Origin of the sequence: Methylacidiphilum infernorum V4 (assembly GCF_000019665.1) — a bacterium.
GTDB lineage: Bacteria > Verrucomicrobiota > Verrucomicrobiia > Methylacidiphilales > Methylacidiphilaceae > Methylacidiphilum > Methylacidiphilum infernorum.
Genome location: NC_010794.1, coordinates 513,104 through 530,419, shown reverse-complemented (window position 1 = coordinate 530,419; position 17,316 = coordinate 513,104). Strand labels below are relative to the sequence as shown.

Genomic DNA, 17,316 nt, shown 5'->3' with positions numbered 1-17,316 from the left:
ACTCCTAGTAATTCTTACAAAACATAACCGTTCAAGCCCTGTTTTTTCTTTTCGCCGCTTCTTTTCCCACCTCTTCCCACTCTTGCTGGCTGATGAACGGAGCTTGGGCGCGGATCAACCGCGCGGAACCCTTCGGATCGAGGTTGCACAAGAGATCGCCCGCTCCACGTAGGTTTTCGGCTCCCCTCTTATCGAGGATCACCTCCGAAGCCTTCCCGTCAGGCACCGCTAAACATATTCTTCCGGGAAGATTGGTCTTGATCAGGGTTGAAACTACATCTTTTTTGGGATATTGGGTGGCGATCACGAGGTGGATTCCAGCCGCCCTCCCTTTTTGAGCAAGGCGTCGGATGAGGTTTTCAAGCTCCTTTCTTTGCCCTGGATTCGCTCCATCAAGCATGTCAGAATACTCGTCAAAAATAATGATCCATTTAGGGGAATCTTTCCCCGTTTTAAAACGGCTATCCATTTCTTGGACCATTTGATCGAGGAATGAAAGAGTCTGTTCCCGATCATGGACAATCCTAAGCGGGGAAGGATTTGTTTCTTTAAAAACGAAATCTTGTCCTTTAAAATCCGCAACGAAAAGCTCGACTTTTGGCCTCTTTAAGAGGAAATGAGCGATCAACACCTTGAGAAATTGGCTCTTGCCGCTACCCGTCGTCCCGCCGGCAAGGATGTGAGGATATTGGGACTGAGAAAAATCTCCCGTAAGCCACTCTTCTTCTGTATCGAGGGTTTTCCCGATCGGAAAACAAAGTTCGCCGGGTTGATTTGCCATGTACCGGCGAGCATCGGTCCAACTCACCTGTTCGACCTTGTCCCGAGGACAATCGAGCTCCAAGTATTCTCTTCCCTCCGTAATAGTGATTTCTTCTTTCTTATACCCTAGGTAGATGGCGATGTCTCCCCTCCGCCTTATGATTTCACCGCTCCTCGTCGTGAGATCCAAGGAAAGAAGAAACCGACCGAACTGGGGCGCTACTTTTATTTTTGCCATGGCTGCCTTGATCTTGTTCTTTTCAAAGAAAAGCTTTAATCTTTCCTTCTTTTCTTCGAATTCCGGTGGAACCGGCTCGTCTTTTTTCTTTGATTCTTCGAATCCCGGAGAAACCGAAATAAGCCGGTCCAAGAAAGGCTTTATCTTACTATCGAAAATTTCCTTGAGCTTTTCTTTGGAAAAGAGATCGGAGCGGTAACCGGGAGAAAAATATTCCAGCCGGGCAAGATCAGGCTTAAGGCTGTGGCGATCCAAGAGCCAACTGTAGAGAGAAAGCTGCAAAAGGTAGCGCTCGGTATGTGGACCAGTCTCTCCCTGGAGAATCTTGTAATCGACAAGTTCAATTCGCCCAAGCCGATCCTTGCTTAACCTGTCCACGCTCCCCTTAATCTTGATCCTTTGGGAAGCTTGATCACCAGGGTAAAAGGCTTCAAAACCCTGCTCGACCTGCCAAAAAAGCCCTTCAAGCGTCCATCCCGATCTTTTCTTTTCTAAGACGCTTTCCACAAGAAAGGAATCCAGGGCCTTTCTCAGAAAATCTTTCTGGCCTGGTGAAAGAAAACGGATCTTTTCTTTATGGCCTTGGATGATCCGGTTGAAAAGCACTCGTGCCTCAGCTTGTGGATTTTCTTTTAGTTTTTCGGAGAAATCTTTGACTAGCTGGTGAAAAAGCTCTCCCAGGTCCATGTTTGACCGTTTTTCTCCCCTTTCTTGGCCTAGGAGTTGGTCCACAAGCTCCGTGACGCTCATTTCCTTAGGAGGAGGAGTAAATTCGGGAGGAAGAGGAGGAGGAGGAGGAGGAGCCTGATCCCCAGTCACCGCGATCTTGATCATGGGATGGAGCGATTCAAAAAAAGGGCTGAGCTTATCCTTGAGGAAGCTTTGGATCTCGGCTAGCGGATAAGGAATGTCCTCAGAAGCAGATTCCAAGAGGAGCTGGTTTAAAGCATAAAAGCTGAGGGTCCAGTCTTGATCCAGGGAAACGACGAGGAGAGCAGAACTATTTTGGGCTTCTTCTACCGCTTCCCTGACTTTCGTCCACTTTTCCTTGGGAATGTGATCCAGCTTTGGAGTCCGGAAAAAGAGGCTTGTCAAAAAACTTCCCTTGTAGCTTGTCTTAAGCTCGGTCGTTTTTTTGGCTATGGCTTTCCAGACCTGGTAGGAGGAGCTTTCTACAAAGCCAAAGTAGAACTGCATTTGGAGCCGGTCTCTGCTCCAAGAAAAGGAAAAATACTTGGACTTGGGTTCCCTATCGATCCTTCCCGAGGGGATCTGCTCGAAAAACTTTTCGACTACCCGGCTCAGGTTTTCAGGATAAAACTCAAGGTTTTTCGGATCGGTAGCAAGCTTCGATTTGTACTCGTTAAACAACTTTTCTATGGAGATCGAGGAGGGGGGGTTCTTCTTTAGTTCTTGCCTTAGTTCTTGTAAAAACTCCCTTACCCCCATCGACTTCTTTTTCTCAAAGACCCGGCAAACCGCTTCCCTTGCCCTTGTCCGGATCGGTTCTTCTACCCCTTTCTTGTCCATTCTTTGCTCGACTAAAATCATCGCCTGGTTTTTGTTTATGGGGTCAAGCTGGAGTTCTTGGACCGGAGGATAAAGGAAGCGGTCCCGATGGGCCTCTTCAAGGTGAGGAAGAATACTTTTCTCCCAGACGGGAAGGTTGGCGGTCACAAGCGTGAGCTGGTTTGGGCATTGATCCACGAGGGTCGAAACGATCAATCCAAACCTATTGGCTAAATCGGGGTTGGAGCGGTAAATTTCGGTCTGGTCAAAGCAAAAGACAAAGGGCCTGGCAAAAACGGCCAGCTTGCAAAAATCAAAAATCCTATTTTTCATTACCTCCTGGTTGATTTCCTGGACTTCCCTATGAAACAGGGAACCGATCCCGATTTTTTCATATTCTTCCTTGTCATCCAAGAACCCATACTTAAGCCATTTCCAGCACAAGGACCACTCCTCGGAAGATCTTTCCTTCCTGTAGGCTTCGTAAAGAAAGAAAACCCACAAGAGGGCCAAATGAATCAGGGAATCGCTGAGAAAGATCCTTCGCTCATATAGGGCATGCTCACAGCAGGAGGCGATCCCGCTTTTAAAATTCCTCTTCATCCACGATTGCCACTTTTCCTTGGGATCGGCAAAATCGAAATGGCTTGAAATACCTTTCCTGAGCGTTCCTTCTACTTCCCTGGGGTGGGTAAGGCCATGGAGAAGGCCTTCCTTGATCAACTCGCTGGGATCGACCAGGCCCTGCTTGATCACATCGGCCAGGAGGTTGCCAAGGACCCGGTGAATAAAGACGTCGATCTGGGTAATCCTCTTCGCCATCTCCAAGGAAGATCTTTCATTGCCGATCCATTCCTCCTGCCGGAGTTCCAGAAGCATCCGGTTAAAGAGAAATTCCCAACTCCGGTTCGTCTCTTCAAAGGGCTGGATGTAGATGATATTGGCCTTTCCCCTGTTTTTCCTGATGAGCTGGCCGATCAAGAAAGTCTTCCCGTAGCCGGCAGCCGGGGAAGACAAAAAAAGGGCTTTGTTCGGACACCGTCCTTGGCTACAGCCTTCAATCTTTGAAAGCAAGAAATCCAGGGCCTTTTGATTTAACCCCAGGATAGGCTGGTCGCTATCCCGGCGCGGATCATCTACCGTATCTATCCCAAACAATTCTTCTACCCATGTTTCTTCTTCCATTTTTCTCTCCTTCTATTCTTCCAGCCTCACCAGGAGGTATTTTTTCCCCATGATTTCCACAGCTTCAGCTTTTTCCTCTTCCGAGGCCACGCTCAGATCCCCCCGGGATAGGTGGGCTTTCCCTTCCTTGACCTGTTTTAAAATCCATTCCTGTAAAGGCCCTCTTTCCACGCCGGCCCTTTGGCGGAGTGCACACAGGGAAACGTCGATAAACCCCTTTTCTTTGACTAACTGCTTGTATGCCTTTAAAACTTGAGCGGGATCAAAAAGTCGGCTTGCCCGGTCTTGTTGGAAAACAAAAAGGGGAAAGTAATAGCGGGTCTTTCCGGCCTTAAGCTTGAGGAGTTTTCCTTTACCGACCAGCTCCTCGATAACGTCTTCCAGGTAGGCCTGGACATGGGCCAACTCCTTCTTTAGTTTCGATTCCGAAACGAGCTTATAGTCGGGCAGGGTTCGGTTTTCTTCCATCCAATCTTCGAAGTAAGAGAGGAGGACCGACTCGGTCTTCTCGAAGGAAGGAGCGAAAGCCCGGTGGTAATACCTATCGTCGATAGAGAGGATCTTGCCGGATAACACGAGCTCTTCCAGGGCTTTTTGGAAATGGGGATTGCGCCGCGAAGGAAGATTGCTTTGAGGAGAACCCTTTTCTTTAACTTTGGAGAGAAACCCAAGGATTTTTTCTTTTAAGGATGAAACAACCTGTTCTGGGGCCTTTTTTACGGATGGCACACGCCTACCCCTTTCTTTCCGTAATTTTTATAATTTTTTTTATTTTGGTCAAGAAATTTTAAGCAAGGAACGGGCTAAGGGCTCCAGTAAAAAGGAAAGGTTTCTTAAAAAGATCTTAGCTTGATTTTCCTTTTTCCACGGCAAGGGATTTAAGCCCCGGGATTTCCCCGTAGCCGACAAACTTGGTCGAGCCATTTGCCCGATACCGGGGATTGGGAAAGCTCATGAAGTGACCCAAAAACGCTCACCCCCCACCTCCTCTTGCCGTGGTAACCGGTCAATCGGCTTTTTTGATACTCCAAGGCCAGCAAACAAGGACCATGAATTTCATATTTTGATTGTTGTCAACCTACCCAGAAAAAGAAAAAAAAGGCTTAATATCGTAGAAAATTTAGATTCAACTCTTATTCTTTTTTCCAATAAACTCCGGTCCAATCAATTTGCCGTAATGGAGCAAGGATTCCCTTTTCCTTGCGGTATTCATCAACGGCAGCCCTACAACCCTCCATGACATAATCATCAATTATGCAATACCCGCCTATACTTAGCTTATCATAGAGAGCATTCAACGCTGCCTTATAAGCACTATACAGGTCGGCATCAATGCGAAGAATGTCCAGCTTTTCAACAGGGGCATGGATAAGGGTTTCTTCAAAATACCCCTTGATAAAGATCACACGATCGTCCAAAAGGCCGTAACGCCGGAAATTATCCCGAACTTCTTCTTCCGAAACGGCAATATAGGATGATTTATCAAACCCCGATTCGGATGAAAAAATAGAAGGCTTATGAGAAGGAAAACCTGAAAAGGAATCGGCAACAAAGACTTTTCTTTTTGTATCTCCCCACGCCACGAGCATTCCTTTCATGAAAATCGCACAGCCCCCACGCCAAACGCCCGCTTCCAAAAAATCTCCTTCAATGCCATTTTCAAGAACATCCTCGATACATTCCTGAACATTCCGCAACCTCTTTAATCCAACCATGGTCTGAGCATAGAGCGGCCAAAAATTCCCCTCTTCCACGTCTCTTTCCGTTTTACGTCGAGCCAAAACAAGATCCCTCTTGTCTAACTGTTTTACAAAGAATCGAAGTGCCCAACCGATCCAAGGAGGAATTCGCAGAAAATTTAAGATTCCAAGCTGTTCAGGATATAATCGAAATGTAAGACTGTTTTTAAGAAGTTCGATATATAATTCTCTTAAACATGTATCAGTATTATTGTTCATGGATATATACTCACTTTTATTGCTATATCCTGTTATATTTTATTAAAAAAACCTTTATTTTCTATTTATTCTTATTAATTCTTTTTAAAAGTCTTAGCTAATTATTTTATCAGATCTTAACAGTTTTATTGCTATTGAGTATGCTTATATTTGTTATTCAAAGGTATGAATTTCGTAGTGTTAATCCTATACTTAGGTTATTAAAATTATAACATAATGAAGCTTTTTTCAAAGCTAAAATCAAATTAGCTTGCTTCTTTGCTTTTGATATACAAATAATTTTCTTAATTTTTGCATTTTTTACAAATCATTTACTCTTTTTCGATGACAATCGATTGTAGCCCCGGGATTTTCCCGTAGCCGACAAACTTCGTCGAGCCGTTTGCCCGATACCGGGGATTGGGAAAGCTCATGAAGAGATCAAAAACGCTCACCCCCCACCTCCTCTTGCCGTGGTAGGTCCTTCCGTCGCTGGAACCGACCATTACCCGTTCCCCGGTTTGCTTTTCATGTCCAAGGTATATCATCACATGACTGATAGGCGGATCGTTTTGGGTCGGGTAGGTCCCTATCCAAAAAAGAAGGTCCCCGGGTTGAAGCTCGCCCAACTCAAAACTATCCGGGTTGTTGCTCAAGACAGCCTTAAAGAGACCTTCTTTTCGAACCCAGATGTAGAGACCGGAAGAACTTCTCGGAACATCTTTTAAGCCAACATTGACTAAAACGTAATAAACAAAGCCCGAACAATCCATCCCCCCTTCCTTGGGATCGGCCGAACCATACAGGTAAGTCAGGTTTTCCTTGGTCAAGGCTAAGGCTTGGGTAAGGAGCCGTTGGACAGGCTGAGATAAGCGGGGATATTCCACGAGGTCTTCGGGTTCAAGAGAAGCATTGGGGAACACGTCTTTAGGCAAGGAAGCGGAGGAAGGGGCGGGGGAAGGAACTTGAGCAAAGAGAGAAGAAAAAAAGAAAAGAAAGGGCCACAACAACGACAAAAAGGTCATGAAGAAGAAAGGTTTTCTTGCTTTTTTTCTTTTTCTCGAAAGCCGCGAAAGAGCACAAGGGATCTTTCTTTCAATGGATACGCACTCCCTCCCGGGTATTCCTCCGGGGCGGTCTCATCTTTTGCCGTGTCAAAGACTATCGTCCAGGGCTTGTCTTCTCTCCGCTTGGGCAAGGTTAAAGAAACAGGGTTTTCCGAGCCGTTAAAGAAAATCAACATGGAATTTCCTTCGACGGGGTTTCCCTGCTCATCGACGTCTCCAATCATGTCTCCCGCCAAGTAAACTCCAAAGGACTTGATGTATCCGGTATTCCAGCTTTCATCCGTAAGCGGCTCCCCGTTGATATCCAGCCAGCGAATGTCACGAACCTCGCTGCCCCGAATGGCTCGACCGTGAAAAAACTTTCGCCTTTGAAAGACCGGTTCTGTCTTTCTTATCTTGATCAGCTCGCAAATAAACTGGAGAAATTTTTCTTCTTGGGGAGTCAACTTCCAAGAAATCCAGCTCAACTCGTTATCTTGGCAATAGCAGTTGTTATTGCCTTTTTGGCTGTGGCCCATTTCGTCTCCGCTCAGCAGCATGGGAACGCCAATGGAAAGGAAAAGGGTAGATAATAAATTCTTCCTCTGCCTAAGCCGCAACTGGAGGATAGAAGGATCCTCGGTGGGACCTTCCACGCCGCAATTCCAGCTGTAGTTATCGTTTTGCCCATCCCGGTTGTCTTCAAGGTTAGCTTCATTATGTTTCTGGTTGTAGCTGACCAGGTCCATGAGCGTAAAACCGTCATGGCAACAGACAAAGTTGACGCTCGCATAAGGTTTTCGGCCGCTTTGTTCGTAAAGATCGCTCGACCCGGAGATCCGGGTTGCAAATTCCGGTAACATCCCCAGGTCTCCCTTCCAGAATTTTCTTACCGCATCCCTGTATTTCCCATTCCACTCCGCCCATCCCACGGGGAAATTTCCCACCTGGTAGCCTCCCGCCCCGATATCCCAAGGTTCGGCAATCATCTTGACTTGGGAAAGAACCGGGTCTTGCCGAATCACTTCAAAAAAGGTAGAAAGCTTATCCACCTCGTAGAGTTCCCTTGCCAAGGCAGACGCCAAGTCAAACCGAAACCCATCCACGTGCATTTCACAAACCCAGTAGCGCAGGCTATCCATGATCAGTTGAATGACCCGAGGATTACGCATGTTCAAGCTGTTGCCACAACCGCTAAAATCCATGTAATAGCGCGGCTTGTCAGGCACAAGCCTGTAGTAAGAACTATTGTCTATCCCTCGAAAACACAGGGTGGGCCCCAAATGGTTCCCTTCAGCCGTGTGGTTATAGACGACATCCAGGATGACTTCAATCCCCGCGGCATGAAGCGAGCGAACCATGGTTTTAAATTGAGCCAAGGGATCAAGCTTGGTATTTTGGACGGCAAAGCGAAGATCCGGAGCAAAATAACAAAGCGTGTTGTAGCCCCAGTAATTGGTCAACTTTTTTTCGACGAGGTGGGATTCATCGACATGCTGGTGGACGGGCAAGAGCTCAAGGGTGGTTACTCCAAGCCCAAGAAGATGGTTAACGACCGGTTCCGAGGCTAAAGCCAGGTATGTTCCCCTGAGTTCTTCAGGAATGTAGGGCATCAACTGTGTAAGGCCCTTGACGTGGGCTTCGTAAATAATGGTCTTATGCCAGGGGATGGACGGCCGGCGATCTTCGCCCCAAGAAAACGAGGTATCGGCCACCACGCTGAAGGGAACGAAAGCAGCACTGTCCTGTTCGTCAAAGGAGAGATCCTCCTCTGGATCGCCAATCCGGTAGCCAAACAGGGATTTGTCCCAGCGAAAAGGTCTTGAGAGAAGCTTGGCGTAAGGATCGATAAGCAGCTTGTGGGGATTAAACCGATGGCCCTTTTCCGGTTCATAGGGTCCGTACACCCGGTATCCGTAGTATTGGCCCGGAAGAACCCCCTCTAAATAAACATGCCAAATAAAATCCGTTTCTTCCCTCAACACGATCCTCTGCTCGTTTTGGCCGGAGTTATCGAAAAGGCAAAGTTCAACTTGAGCCGCATTTTCCGAAAAAAGGGCAAAATTAACCCCTTTCCCATCCCATGTGGCTCCTAGGGGATAAGGTTTGCCAGGCTTAACGATCATAAGGCATTTTTATGGATCGAGCAGAAAAAGAGGATTTCTCTTTTCGACTTTTTTACTTAGCGTTAAACGAGGCATTTTACAACAAAAAAACCGGAAGATAATTTTCTTTTTCCCTTGCCTAGGCCGGGCTATTTCCCGAATCAAACCTTGATGTTGTGCAGCTCCCTTTTGCATCCTCTTTTTAAGCTTTGCACAGGAAAAAAGGTCAAAGCTCCTAGATCCTGGCCACTTGAACGGATACGCTGAGCTTCTGGCCATGGTATCCTTTAAAAACTCCTCTTAAGGGAGTCACGTCATCGTAATCCCGTCCTACCGCCAACTGCACGTGGCAGTCGGTTTCCAGGGAGTTGTTCGTCGGATCAAAACCTATCCATTTTCCATTGGGGAGATAAACTTCGACCCAGGCATGGGTCGCTCCTTCCACAGCCTGGGACAAGGAAGATTCCTTGGGAAGGGGTTCAACATAACCGCTGACGTAACGGGCGGGAATTCCGGCCGCGCGCAAGATGGCGATCATCAAATGGCTGTAGTCCTGGCAAACTCCTTGTCGTTTTTCAAGAACTTCCCCAAGGGGAGTAGAGATATCGGTCGCCCCCGGAACATAGGAAAGAAAACCATGCACAAACTGGTTCAGCTCAACAAGGGCATCGGTCAACCCTTTTTCTTTCTGGAAGAGTCTTGAGGCTATTTCTTGGATTTCACCTCCCTCTTCAACAAGGGGAATCAACCGGGAAGGAAGGAGAAAATCCAAGAGTTCAAATCTTTTAAAACCGTAAACAACGAGGGCTTCGCTGACCGTCAGCGGCATCTCTCCCAAGGGGTCCGGGAAAGGATGGGTTAAGACTACACTTTTAGTTTCAATCCTTAGCCGGTTGTGTTTAAAGGGGATGCTGAAAAACGAGGTGAGGTTGCCAAAGTAATCGGTATAAAAGTAAAGGGAAACGGAGGGATGAAGGAGTGTTTCATGGCTCAAAACGGTTTGCCTGACGCTATTTTGAGGATGGCACCTTAGTTCAGAAAACGATTCCAAGGCTTCTGCCGTGTACAGGTATTCGGTCTTGTGGACTACGGAAAATTTCATTGTGAATCCTATGCCTTAGCTGGTTCTGCCCCACATTGGAGTGTCGATTGATGGGTAAAATAAGAATCGGTAAGAAGCAGGTGAAAATCAAACAGCTCTTTTTGGATCTGCTCGATCCAGGGCTTGTAAATAAGAAGCTTGTCCTTGTTTGCCGCCTGTGAAGAACCGGTTTCTTTCCATTCATCAGCCCATCGCCCCACCTTGGCTATCATGTAGCGAAGAAAGGATAGTGGCTTCCCGGACATGCCGGGAAACTTTTCAATGAACCCGAGCATCGATTCGATCTGGTTTAAACAAAAAGAGATCGATCGGGGAAATTGGCAATCGAACAGAAAAAGGGCGATGATCTTTTCAGCAGAAAAAGGATAATGATAAAGGCTCCGGTACGCATACAAAGCTGAAGAGAGCTTCAATATTCCTTCCAGTAAAGCTAAGAAGTCGTAACCTTGCGGTTCCTCCCTTTCGATTAGCTTTGAACAAAGCCGGGTTAAAAAAATGCTAAACCGGGCTTTTTCATAAAACCGACCGAGCTGAAAAAACTTCCACAACTCGTTTCGGAGAAGATGTTCATCGATGGCGCAAAGGATCCTATCTATTCCTGAAGAAAAATCGGAAAGCTTTTGATCCTCTTCGGCGCGTTTTCCTTCCGCGATCAACTGGTGAAGTCTAAAATAAAGGGAACTTAAGGCAATCCAAACTTCCGGGGGAAGGCAATCCCTGATTTTAGCGCCGTTTTCAAAGCAGCGGCTAAAGCAATTCATGACGGAATCTTCCCCTTGGGTTCCGACGAAAAACCGATAAAAAAGAGTAGAGCTGTCAGGGAAACTTAAGCTTTTTAGAGAAGGGATTAAAAAAAAGTCGGCCATTTCCTGTAAAAAGAAGGAAAGTCTAGGTTCGTTGCCGGGAGGAAAGCCGTTGTCAAAAGAACGGAAAGAAAGGAGGATATGATTGAGTTGAAGGGCCCTGACCAAGTATCTTCCCAGCCAGTACATCGACTCCGCCACCCGGCTTAAAGGACCGATTCTATTCGTCGGAGCAGAAAGAAAATCCAGGGATAGGGAAGGAAAAAGAGCAGGGCTTTCTTGGAAAAGCCAGACGTCCTTTAAAAGAAGCCTTGTATGTTGATCTTGCAGGACCTGGCCGAAGACCACCGGGAGTAATTCCGGTTGATTTCCCTTGACGATTCCAAGAAAGACCAAGGAACAAGGCTTATGTTCAAGGGAAGAGTTGTAAAAGGAGGGAAACGGTTTAAAAGAAAGTTTTTCTTGGAGGATAAACAAGGAAAGCTCGCTTTTCTTGAGCCTTTTTTTCTTCGCCTCGGAAAGGAGCTGATCGACCTCTTCAAGCCCCAGCCTTCTTCCTTCCCTATCCTTAATGATATAATCCATGGGGGAATCTAAAAAAAGGGCAAAGACATCCGGATCCCAAGCCGGGTAGCTTGGAAGTGTACCCAACAAGGGCTTTTCTCCAAGGTAATAACCGATCATGTTGGAGAGTTGGGATTGAAGCAAGGGATCAGAAGCTATTCCAGAGCCCGCGGCATTAACGAGTTTTAAGCTGCTTTTTCTCAAGCACCAAAAAAGTCCGGCTATGCCTTCTTCTATTGAACAGCGCGTAGCGATGGGATCAAGACGGCCATCCTTTATTCTTCTTAAAAGAATAGCAATGGGTTCGAGCCCGTTTAGGGTTTTAGCATAAAGTTTGCCCTCAAGAACGATAAGATCGGAGGCTAAAAAAAGAGGAACGCCCATCCTTCTAGCCAGCATGGCTGCTTCCCAGTCCCCGGGCTTTTCCGTCACGAGGGCTGCAATCCCTTCCTTGTTGTCCGGCAGTCCATGACTTAAAGCTTCCAGGATCCGTTCCGGGTAGTCAAAGCATTGAACGGGTTCCATTCCCTGGAATAATCCCGGGAGTGTCTTTCGAAGAGCTCTTCTTATTTCTTCGGCAAGCATGATGTTCTGGGGCATTGCAAGCTCCTCTTTCAACACGATCCAGTTCCCGTTCTTTTCTTTTGCCAGCTCGCAGGAAAAGATGGAGATATATTCTCCCCCAAGAGGCTCCAAAAAGACACACTCCCGGCGATACCCAGAAGAAGAAAGAAAGGGTTCAAAGGGAATGATCTTGTCCCTAAAGATCTTTTTTTCGCTATAAAGGTCCTTTAAAAACTTTCCCCATGCCTCCATTCTCTGTTCTACACCCGAGCGAATCGCCATCCAATCATCCCCGCAAAGCAAAATGGGCCAGGGATCAATAGAAAAATCCCCCGGTTTATCCAAGGGATTGGGAAATATGCCCATGAGCTCGAAATGAAGGCTAAGGGCTTTCTGGACCATGTCCAGGTTTTCCTCGGTAAGGGAAGCCGCAAGGTTGTAACAATTTTGCCCAATCATGGTTTTTATCTCTACTTTGAATGGATCCAAAAAACAAAAAAATTCCCCAAAGAAAAAGGCTTATGCCTTCTTAATCCAGGGCCGATAACAGGTACTGGTGGATCTGGTTGCATTCGATTTGAATATCCAAGAATAATTTTTTCGTCGATTCAGCCCCAAACCCCTCTTTTGCCCTTTCAAGCACCTTGGTTAAAAGTTCATTGGTCTTGGCTTGTGCCGTTTCCATGGCCCACTGCCCAGAGAGCAGTTCCATGTAATGGAGGATCTTGTTGAGTTGGGAGGGAAAAGAATACGAATACAGGGAAAGTTCAAACATGTAGGAAGCTATCTTTTCAAAACTGAGTTCATGGAGAGGGATTTTCTTTTTTACAAGATCAAGGAGGAAAAGGGAACTTAAGAAAGCTTCCCATTCTTCAAAAGGGAACGGATCCTTGTTATCGGCGGGATGATAGGCAGAGAAAAAGGCTGCGCCGTTTCCTACTTTTTCAAGGCTTTCTCCGATTTTGAGCCAGGCCCAAAGACAATCCTCTTCCAAGAGATAGTCTTCCCATTGGCGGATGAGCAAAAGCCTTTCCAAAATGTTCCGAAGAAAAGGATAAAGAGAGGAAGGTAAATTCGATGAGCTGGCCGTCGTCGAAGAAATTAAAAAATAAGCGCTGTTGAGTTCTTCCCAAAGAGCTAAAGGAAGCCAATCCCGCAGTACCTTGGCATTTTCCCTTGCAGAAAAAAGGGAAGAAAAAGCGGAGAGGGAGTTGTCGGGATCAAACACGAGAAAGAAAAAGCAACAAGCTATCTTCCCCGAAAAATCGGCCGGGCAACGGGAAATTCTCAACCCTTTTTTTATTCTTTCCCAGCAACTGGACCAGTTTTCTTCTGAAGCTTCCAGGCCATAGCCCAAGTAGTTCTGGGCAACGTTGAGAGTCAAAAGGGCCCTTTCGGCATACCTCGCCATCCAGTACACGTTTTCCAGCCGCTGTCTCTCACCGTTGGTCTTCATCATCAATAACCCAACAATCTTTGCTCCCCCCGCCTTGAGAGGAATTCACGATAAAGGAGTTGTGATCGAGAGCCACCCGGGTTAGTCCGCCTGGAACCACGCGGGGCTCTTTTCCCAAAAGAACAAAGGGGCGCAAATCCACCCTTCTTGCCTCTATTCCTTTATCGACAAGACAGGGGAGCTTGGAAAACGAGATGAGGGGCTGGGCGATGTAGTTTCGGGGATTAGCCCTAATTTTCTCTTTAAATTCTTCCCTCTCGCGGGAAGAACTGAGCGGTCCGATCAGCATTCCCATTCCTCCCGACTGGTTGGCCTCTTTAACGACCAACCGCTCGATATTTTCCAAGACGTAGCTTCTTTCCTTGGGATCAAGACAACAGTAGGTCTCCACGTTGCGAAGAATCGGTTCTTCTCCCAGGTAATAGCGGATGATCTCCGGGACAAACCTGTAAAGGACTTTGTCATCGGCCACGCCACAACCCGGGGCATTCACCAGGTTCAGTTCCCCTTTGCAAAAGAGTTCGAAGATACTGCTTAGGCCGATCAACGAATCGGCCCTAAAAACCGATGGATCCAAGAAGCTTTCCTCGATCCGCCGGTAGAGGACCGAAATTCTCTTTTTTCTTTTCCTCGAGGCGAAGTAAAGTCTCCCCTCCTCGATGAATAGATCCCGAGATTCGACAAGGGGAATTCCCATCTGGTTTGCTAAAAAGGCATGTTCGAAGTAGGCGGAGTTGTATGGCCCCGGGGTCCAAAGGGCCGCCCCCTCTTCTTTGGATCCGGAAGGATGGAGATCCAAAAGGGTTTCTAAAAGGAAAAGAGGATAGGATTGGATCGATAAAGGTCTATGGAAAGAAAAGAAAAAGGGGGAACTTTCTTTTAAAACCTTGCGGGCGACAAGCATGTAGGAAGCCCCGCTGGGTATCCTCAAGTTGTCTTCAAGCACGACGAAATCGCCATCCCCATCTCTTATAAGATCGCATCCACAAACCGCCGCATAGACCTTCGCCGGAACCTCGACTCCAGCCATCTGCTTGATAAAGCCTGGAGAAGTCGACACCAACTCCTCGGGAACAACTCCTTGCTTGAGTATCCGCCGATCGTGATAAACATCCTCGATAAAAAGGTTAAGGGCCCTTAACCTTTGAATGAGCCCTATTTTAATCTTTTCCCATTCTTTTTTAAGGATCAGCCTGGGAATAACATCGAAGGGAAAGATCCTTTCCTTGGCTTTCTCCTTGTCATTTTTTAATAGAAAAGTTACTCCCAGTCGCCTGAACCGATCGCAAGCTCCTTTTTGGGCTAGGATCAACTTGTCAAGGCCTCCCCTGGATAGGATCAACTCCCAAAAGGGAAGGTAGCTTTTTTTGGGATACCCGTTGGAATCCAAGGTCTCGTCCGAGCGATCGGAAAGTTTTTTATAATTATCAAGGAGGGAAAGCCCATAGAGAGGATGATTTTTTCCGTTCGACAAAAAAGGAAAGACAAAAGGCATCTCAAGCTTTTTTAAGCACAAAACATGCCAAGAAAAAGTAGTCCCCTTTTCCCTTTTACTCCCCTGCAGACAAAAAATAATTTACCTGGGCTTGCCCAACCTTTCTAGAACCTCCCAGGGGAAAAGAAAAAGCAAGCCTAAGATCTTCTGTCCCATAAAAGAAGCTCGTTTCTGGAACGAAGAGAGCCATCGATGATCCTTCAAAAGATAAGCTCCCTGGAAGGCACAAGTCCAGGAGAACGGTCCCAGTAAAGCAAGAAAGCCAAAAGGGGTTCCTAGTATTCAACCTCCCTTAGCAGGGAGAACCCGTGGAGCGGCAGGCCTTGACAAGATAAAATTCCCGCTAGCTATTCAATCTTCCTGCCTGGAAATAAAAAGAGTGGTGAAGAGCCGGTAGAGTTTTGCACCGAGAATCGTTTTCTTTCCCTTTATGATTATTTTTGCTCTCATATCGTCCAAGACCAGGGGAATGTCTTTTTTAGGTACGGGAACGAAAGCAAAAAGGTAGGGATTTTTTTCCTGTTGTTCTTTCATGGCCGGAGGAATCAGGGGGACTTTTCCTCCAAAAGGGATAAGGAGGCCGGGAGGAATCTCGGATCGTTCGACCTTTTTTTGACCGACCTGCTTAACGAAAGACTGAAAAGTTCTTCCTGAACCGATCCAAATACCCTTGACTTCGGCACCGGGAGAAACGATCCGGGCTTCGGCCGCCGTTAAAGGAACGAGAAAAGAATAGAGTTCCAAGTTTCTTATTTTTAAAAGGGTTTCTCCGGGACGAAAATACCTTCCTACTAATTTTTCCACTTCGGGACTGACCACAATGCCATCGATCGTTGACCTGAGAACGAGTTCTTCCTTTCTTTTGAGCGCCAGTTCAAATTTCTTTTGCATAGAACGGAATTCTTCGACTTTCATTGCCATGGTTTCCTCCTCCTTAGCCTTTGTCCTTTGGGATAAATGGCCAAGGGAGGAAACTTCTAGGTTTTTCATGGCTAAGTCTAACCGGGCTAACTGCAAATCGGTTTCAACCCGATGATTCTCCAACCTTAACAAAGCCTGCCCCACTCGAACCCGCTGCCCGCTCCAAACCCAAACTTCCTTGACAATTCCTCCCTCAGGGCTCGACACGTTTTGTCCCCATTGAGATTGGGCTACCGCTACAGTAGCCAGTTTTTCTCTACTCGGGAAAAAAAGAAGCCCTCCCAAAAAAAGGAACCCCAAGCCCATCCATTTTAATCGGTCGGTCAAGGTTTTCCGGTTTTCGAAGGCAAAGTGGCGAGAAACCAGGGGAGGTAAGAAAACTTTCATGAACACGGCCCCGACAAAAACCACGGCTATGGCTAGATTTAAAATTTCCCCGATCTTTCCAAGGCCAACCTCTTTAAGGCCACCCTGCAGGGCTTTCCCCAAGGAATGGATCAAGTAAAGCATGTAGCCGATCGCTAAAAAAGAATAAATAAAAAAGATCCAGCCTTGGGTTGGGTTGACTTGCAGTCTTGCTTGCCTGGCGTTTTTATAGCCCAATAGCCAGTCCTGGATTTTCGCCGTGCAATAGGCAAAGGCCTTTTCTCTTAAGTTGGGAATTTCCAGCAGATCGACCAAGGCGTAATAACCGTCAAATTTCATCAAGGGGTTAAAATTAAAAAAAAGGGTCGTGACACTGGCCAAAACCATCATGTTAAAGGCCAAGTTCTTGGCCAATCCCAGGGGAAATAAAATCCAGAGATGGGCGGCAATGGCGGCGATGATGAGCTCGGTATAAACGCCGGCAGCCGCAATAAAGATCCTGGCTTTTTTGTCGGGGATAATCCAACTGTCCGAAGCGTCCACATAACCCACAGGAATGAAAAAGAAAAAACCTACCCCCATTTCATGGATTTCTCCACCGAAACGACGGCAAGTGGCGGCATGACCGAATTCATGCAGGGTTTTATCAATAGCCGTGGCGATGTAGAGAAGCAGGATATTTTGGGGAGAAAGAAACTGGACCTGGTTGGTCAGGAAAGCGGAACGATGCAGGAAAAGAAAAAAAAGAGTCCAGATCCAAAAACAGACCGTGAGGAACACTCCCTGGGGTGACCACAACCACCATAGCCTGCGGACGATCCAATCCAACCAAAGGGAAGGTCGGATCAAAGGAAGCTTAATAAAGAAAATTTTCAGCCCATAACTCCACAGCCTTTTCCAAAGGGGGACCTGTCGAGGAATCCTGGATAAGAAAACCTCTGTGGGAAGGATAACTAAGTTCCGTTTCAGAAGGAGATTTAAAAACTGCAACACCTGCGGAGGGCTAAGGGGTTTTTGGGGAAACCACCGGTTATATTCCCGTGCAATGTCTTCAGCCGTTCTTTTTCCATCGAATAGACCGGCCAGGAAAGCTTCCGCTTCGGGCAGCCGACAGTAAGTCAATGCCAGGGGATCCTTAACCACGAAGTAAGTTTTGTTCTGAAAAAGTTGTTTTTGAAAAAGCAGGTCGGAACGAAGCTTGTAAGGAACAATATCGGCGGTTTTTTGAGCCGACGGCAGCACCTTTCCTGGCATGATCATGGC

At 46.8% G+C, this 17,316-nt stretch carries 10 protein-coding genes; all 10 read right to left on the bottom strand.

The features are described from left to right. Positions 1-31 precede the first annotated feature (31 nt). On the bottom strand, positions 32-3,694 hold the full coding sequence (locus MINF_RS02420) for an FtsK/SpoIIIE domain-containing protein (RefSeq protein ID WP_012462882.1): 3,663 nt from the start codon (positions 3,692-3,694) through the stop codon (positions 32-34). A gap of 12 nt (positions 3,695-3,706) precedes the next feature. Continuing rightward, positions 3,707-4,423 (bottom strand): hypothetical protein, encoded by a 717-nt coding sequence (locus MINF_RS02415; protein WP_048810063.1) that lies wholly within the window; start codon positions 4,421-4,423, stop codon positions 3,707-3,709. 404 nt (positions 4,424-4,827) lie between these two features. Then, a complete protein-coding gene (locus MINF_RS02410) occupies positions 4,828-5,652 on the bottom strand; it encodes a TylF/MycF/NovP-related O-methyltransferase (RefSeq protein WP_012462878.1) in 825 nt (274 codons plus the stop codon). Between the two features lie 311 nt (positions 5,653-5,963). Then, positions 5,964-6,656 carry a C40 family peptidase gene (locus MINF_RS02405; protein WP_012462877.1) on the bottom strand — a complete coding sequence of 231 codons (693 nt, stop codon included), beginning with the start codon at positions 6,654-6,656 and terminating at the stop codon, positions 5,964-5,966. Further along, positions 6,653-8,803, bottom strand: a complete 2,151-nt coding sequence (gene glgX, locus MINF_RS02400; protein ID WP_012462876.1) for a glycogen debranching protein GlgX — start codon at positions 8,801-8,803, stop codon at positions 6,653-6,655. Before glgX ends, MINF_RS02405 begins: the two co-directional genes overlap by 4 nt. Before the next feature lie 214 nt (positions 8,804-9,017). After that, positions 9,018-9,884 (bottom strand): transglutaminase family protein, encoded by an 867-nt coding sequence (locus MINF_RS02395; protein WP_012462874.1) that lies wholly within the window; start codon positions 9,882-9,884, stop codon positions 9,018-9,020. Positions 9,885-9,892: 8 nt separating this feature from the next. Next, complete coding sequence (locus MINF_RS02390) at positions 9,893-12,274, bottom strand: circularly permuted type 2 ATP-grasp protein (RefSeq protein ID WP_148205095.1); 2,382 nt, start codon at positions 12,272-12,274, stop codon at positions 9,893-9,895. A 70-nt stretch (positions 12,275-12,344) separates the two neighbouring features. Further along, positions 12,345-13,274: an alpha-E domain-containing protein gene (locus tag MINF_RS02385; protein ID WP_238523525.1), complete on the bottom strand. Its 930-nt coding sequence runs from the start codon at positions 13,272-13,274 to the stop codon at positions 12,345-12,347. Next, positions 13,255-14,766, bottom strand: a complete 1,512-nt coding sequence (locus MINF_RS02380; RefSeq protein WP_148205094.1) for a circularly permuted type 2 ATP-grasp protein — start codon at positions 14,764-14,766, stop codon at positions 13,255-13,257. Before MINF_RS02380 ends, MINF_RS02385 begins: the two co-directional genes overlap by 20 nt. Positions 14,767-15,117: 351 nt before the next feature. Beyond that, a complete protein-coding gene (locus tag MINF_RS02370; RefSeq protein ID WP_012462869.1) occupies positions 15,118-17,313 on the bottom strand; it encodes a site-2 protease family protein in 2,196 nt (731 codons plus the stop codon). Positions 17,314-17,316: the final 3 nt, after the last annotated feature.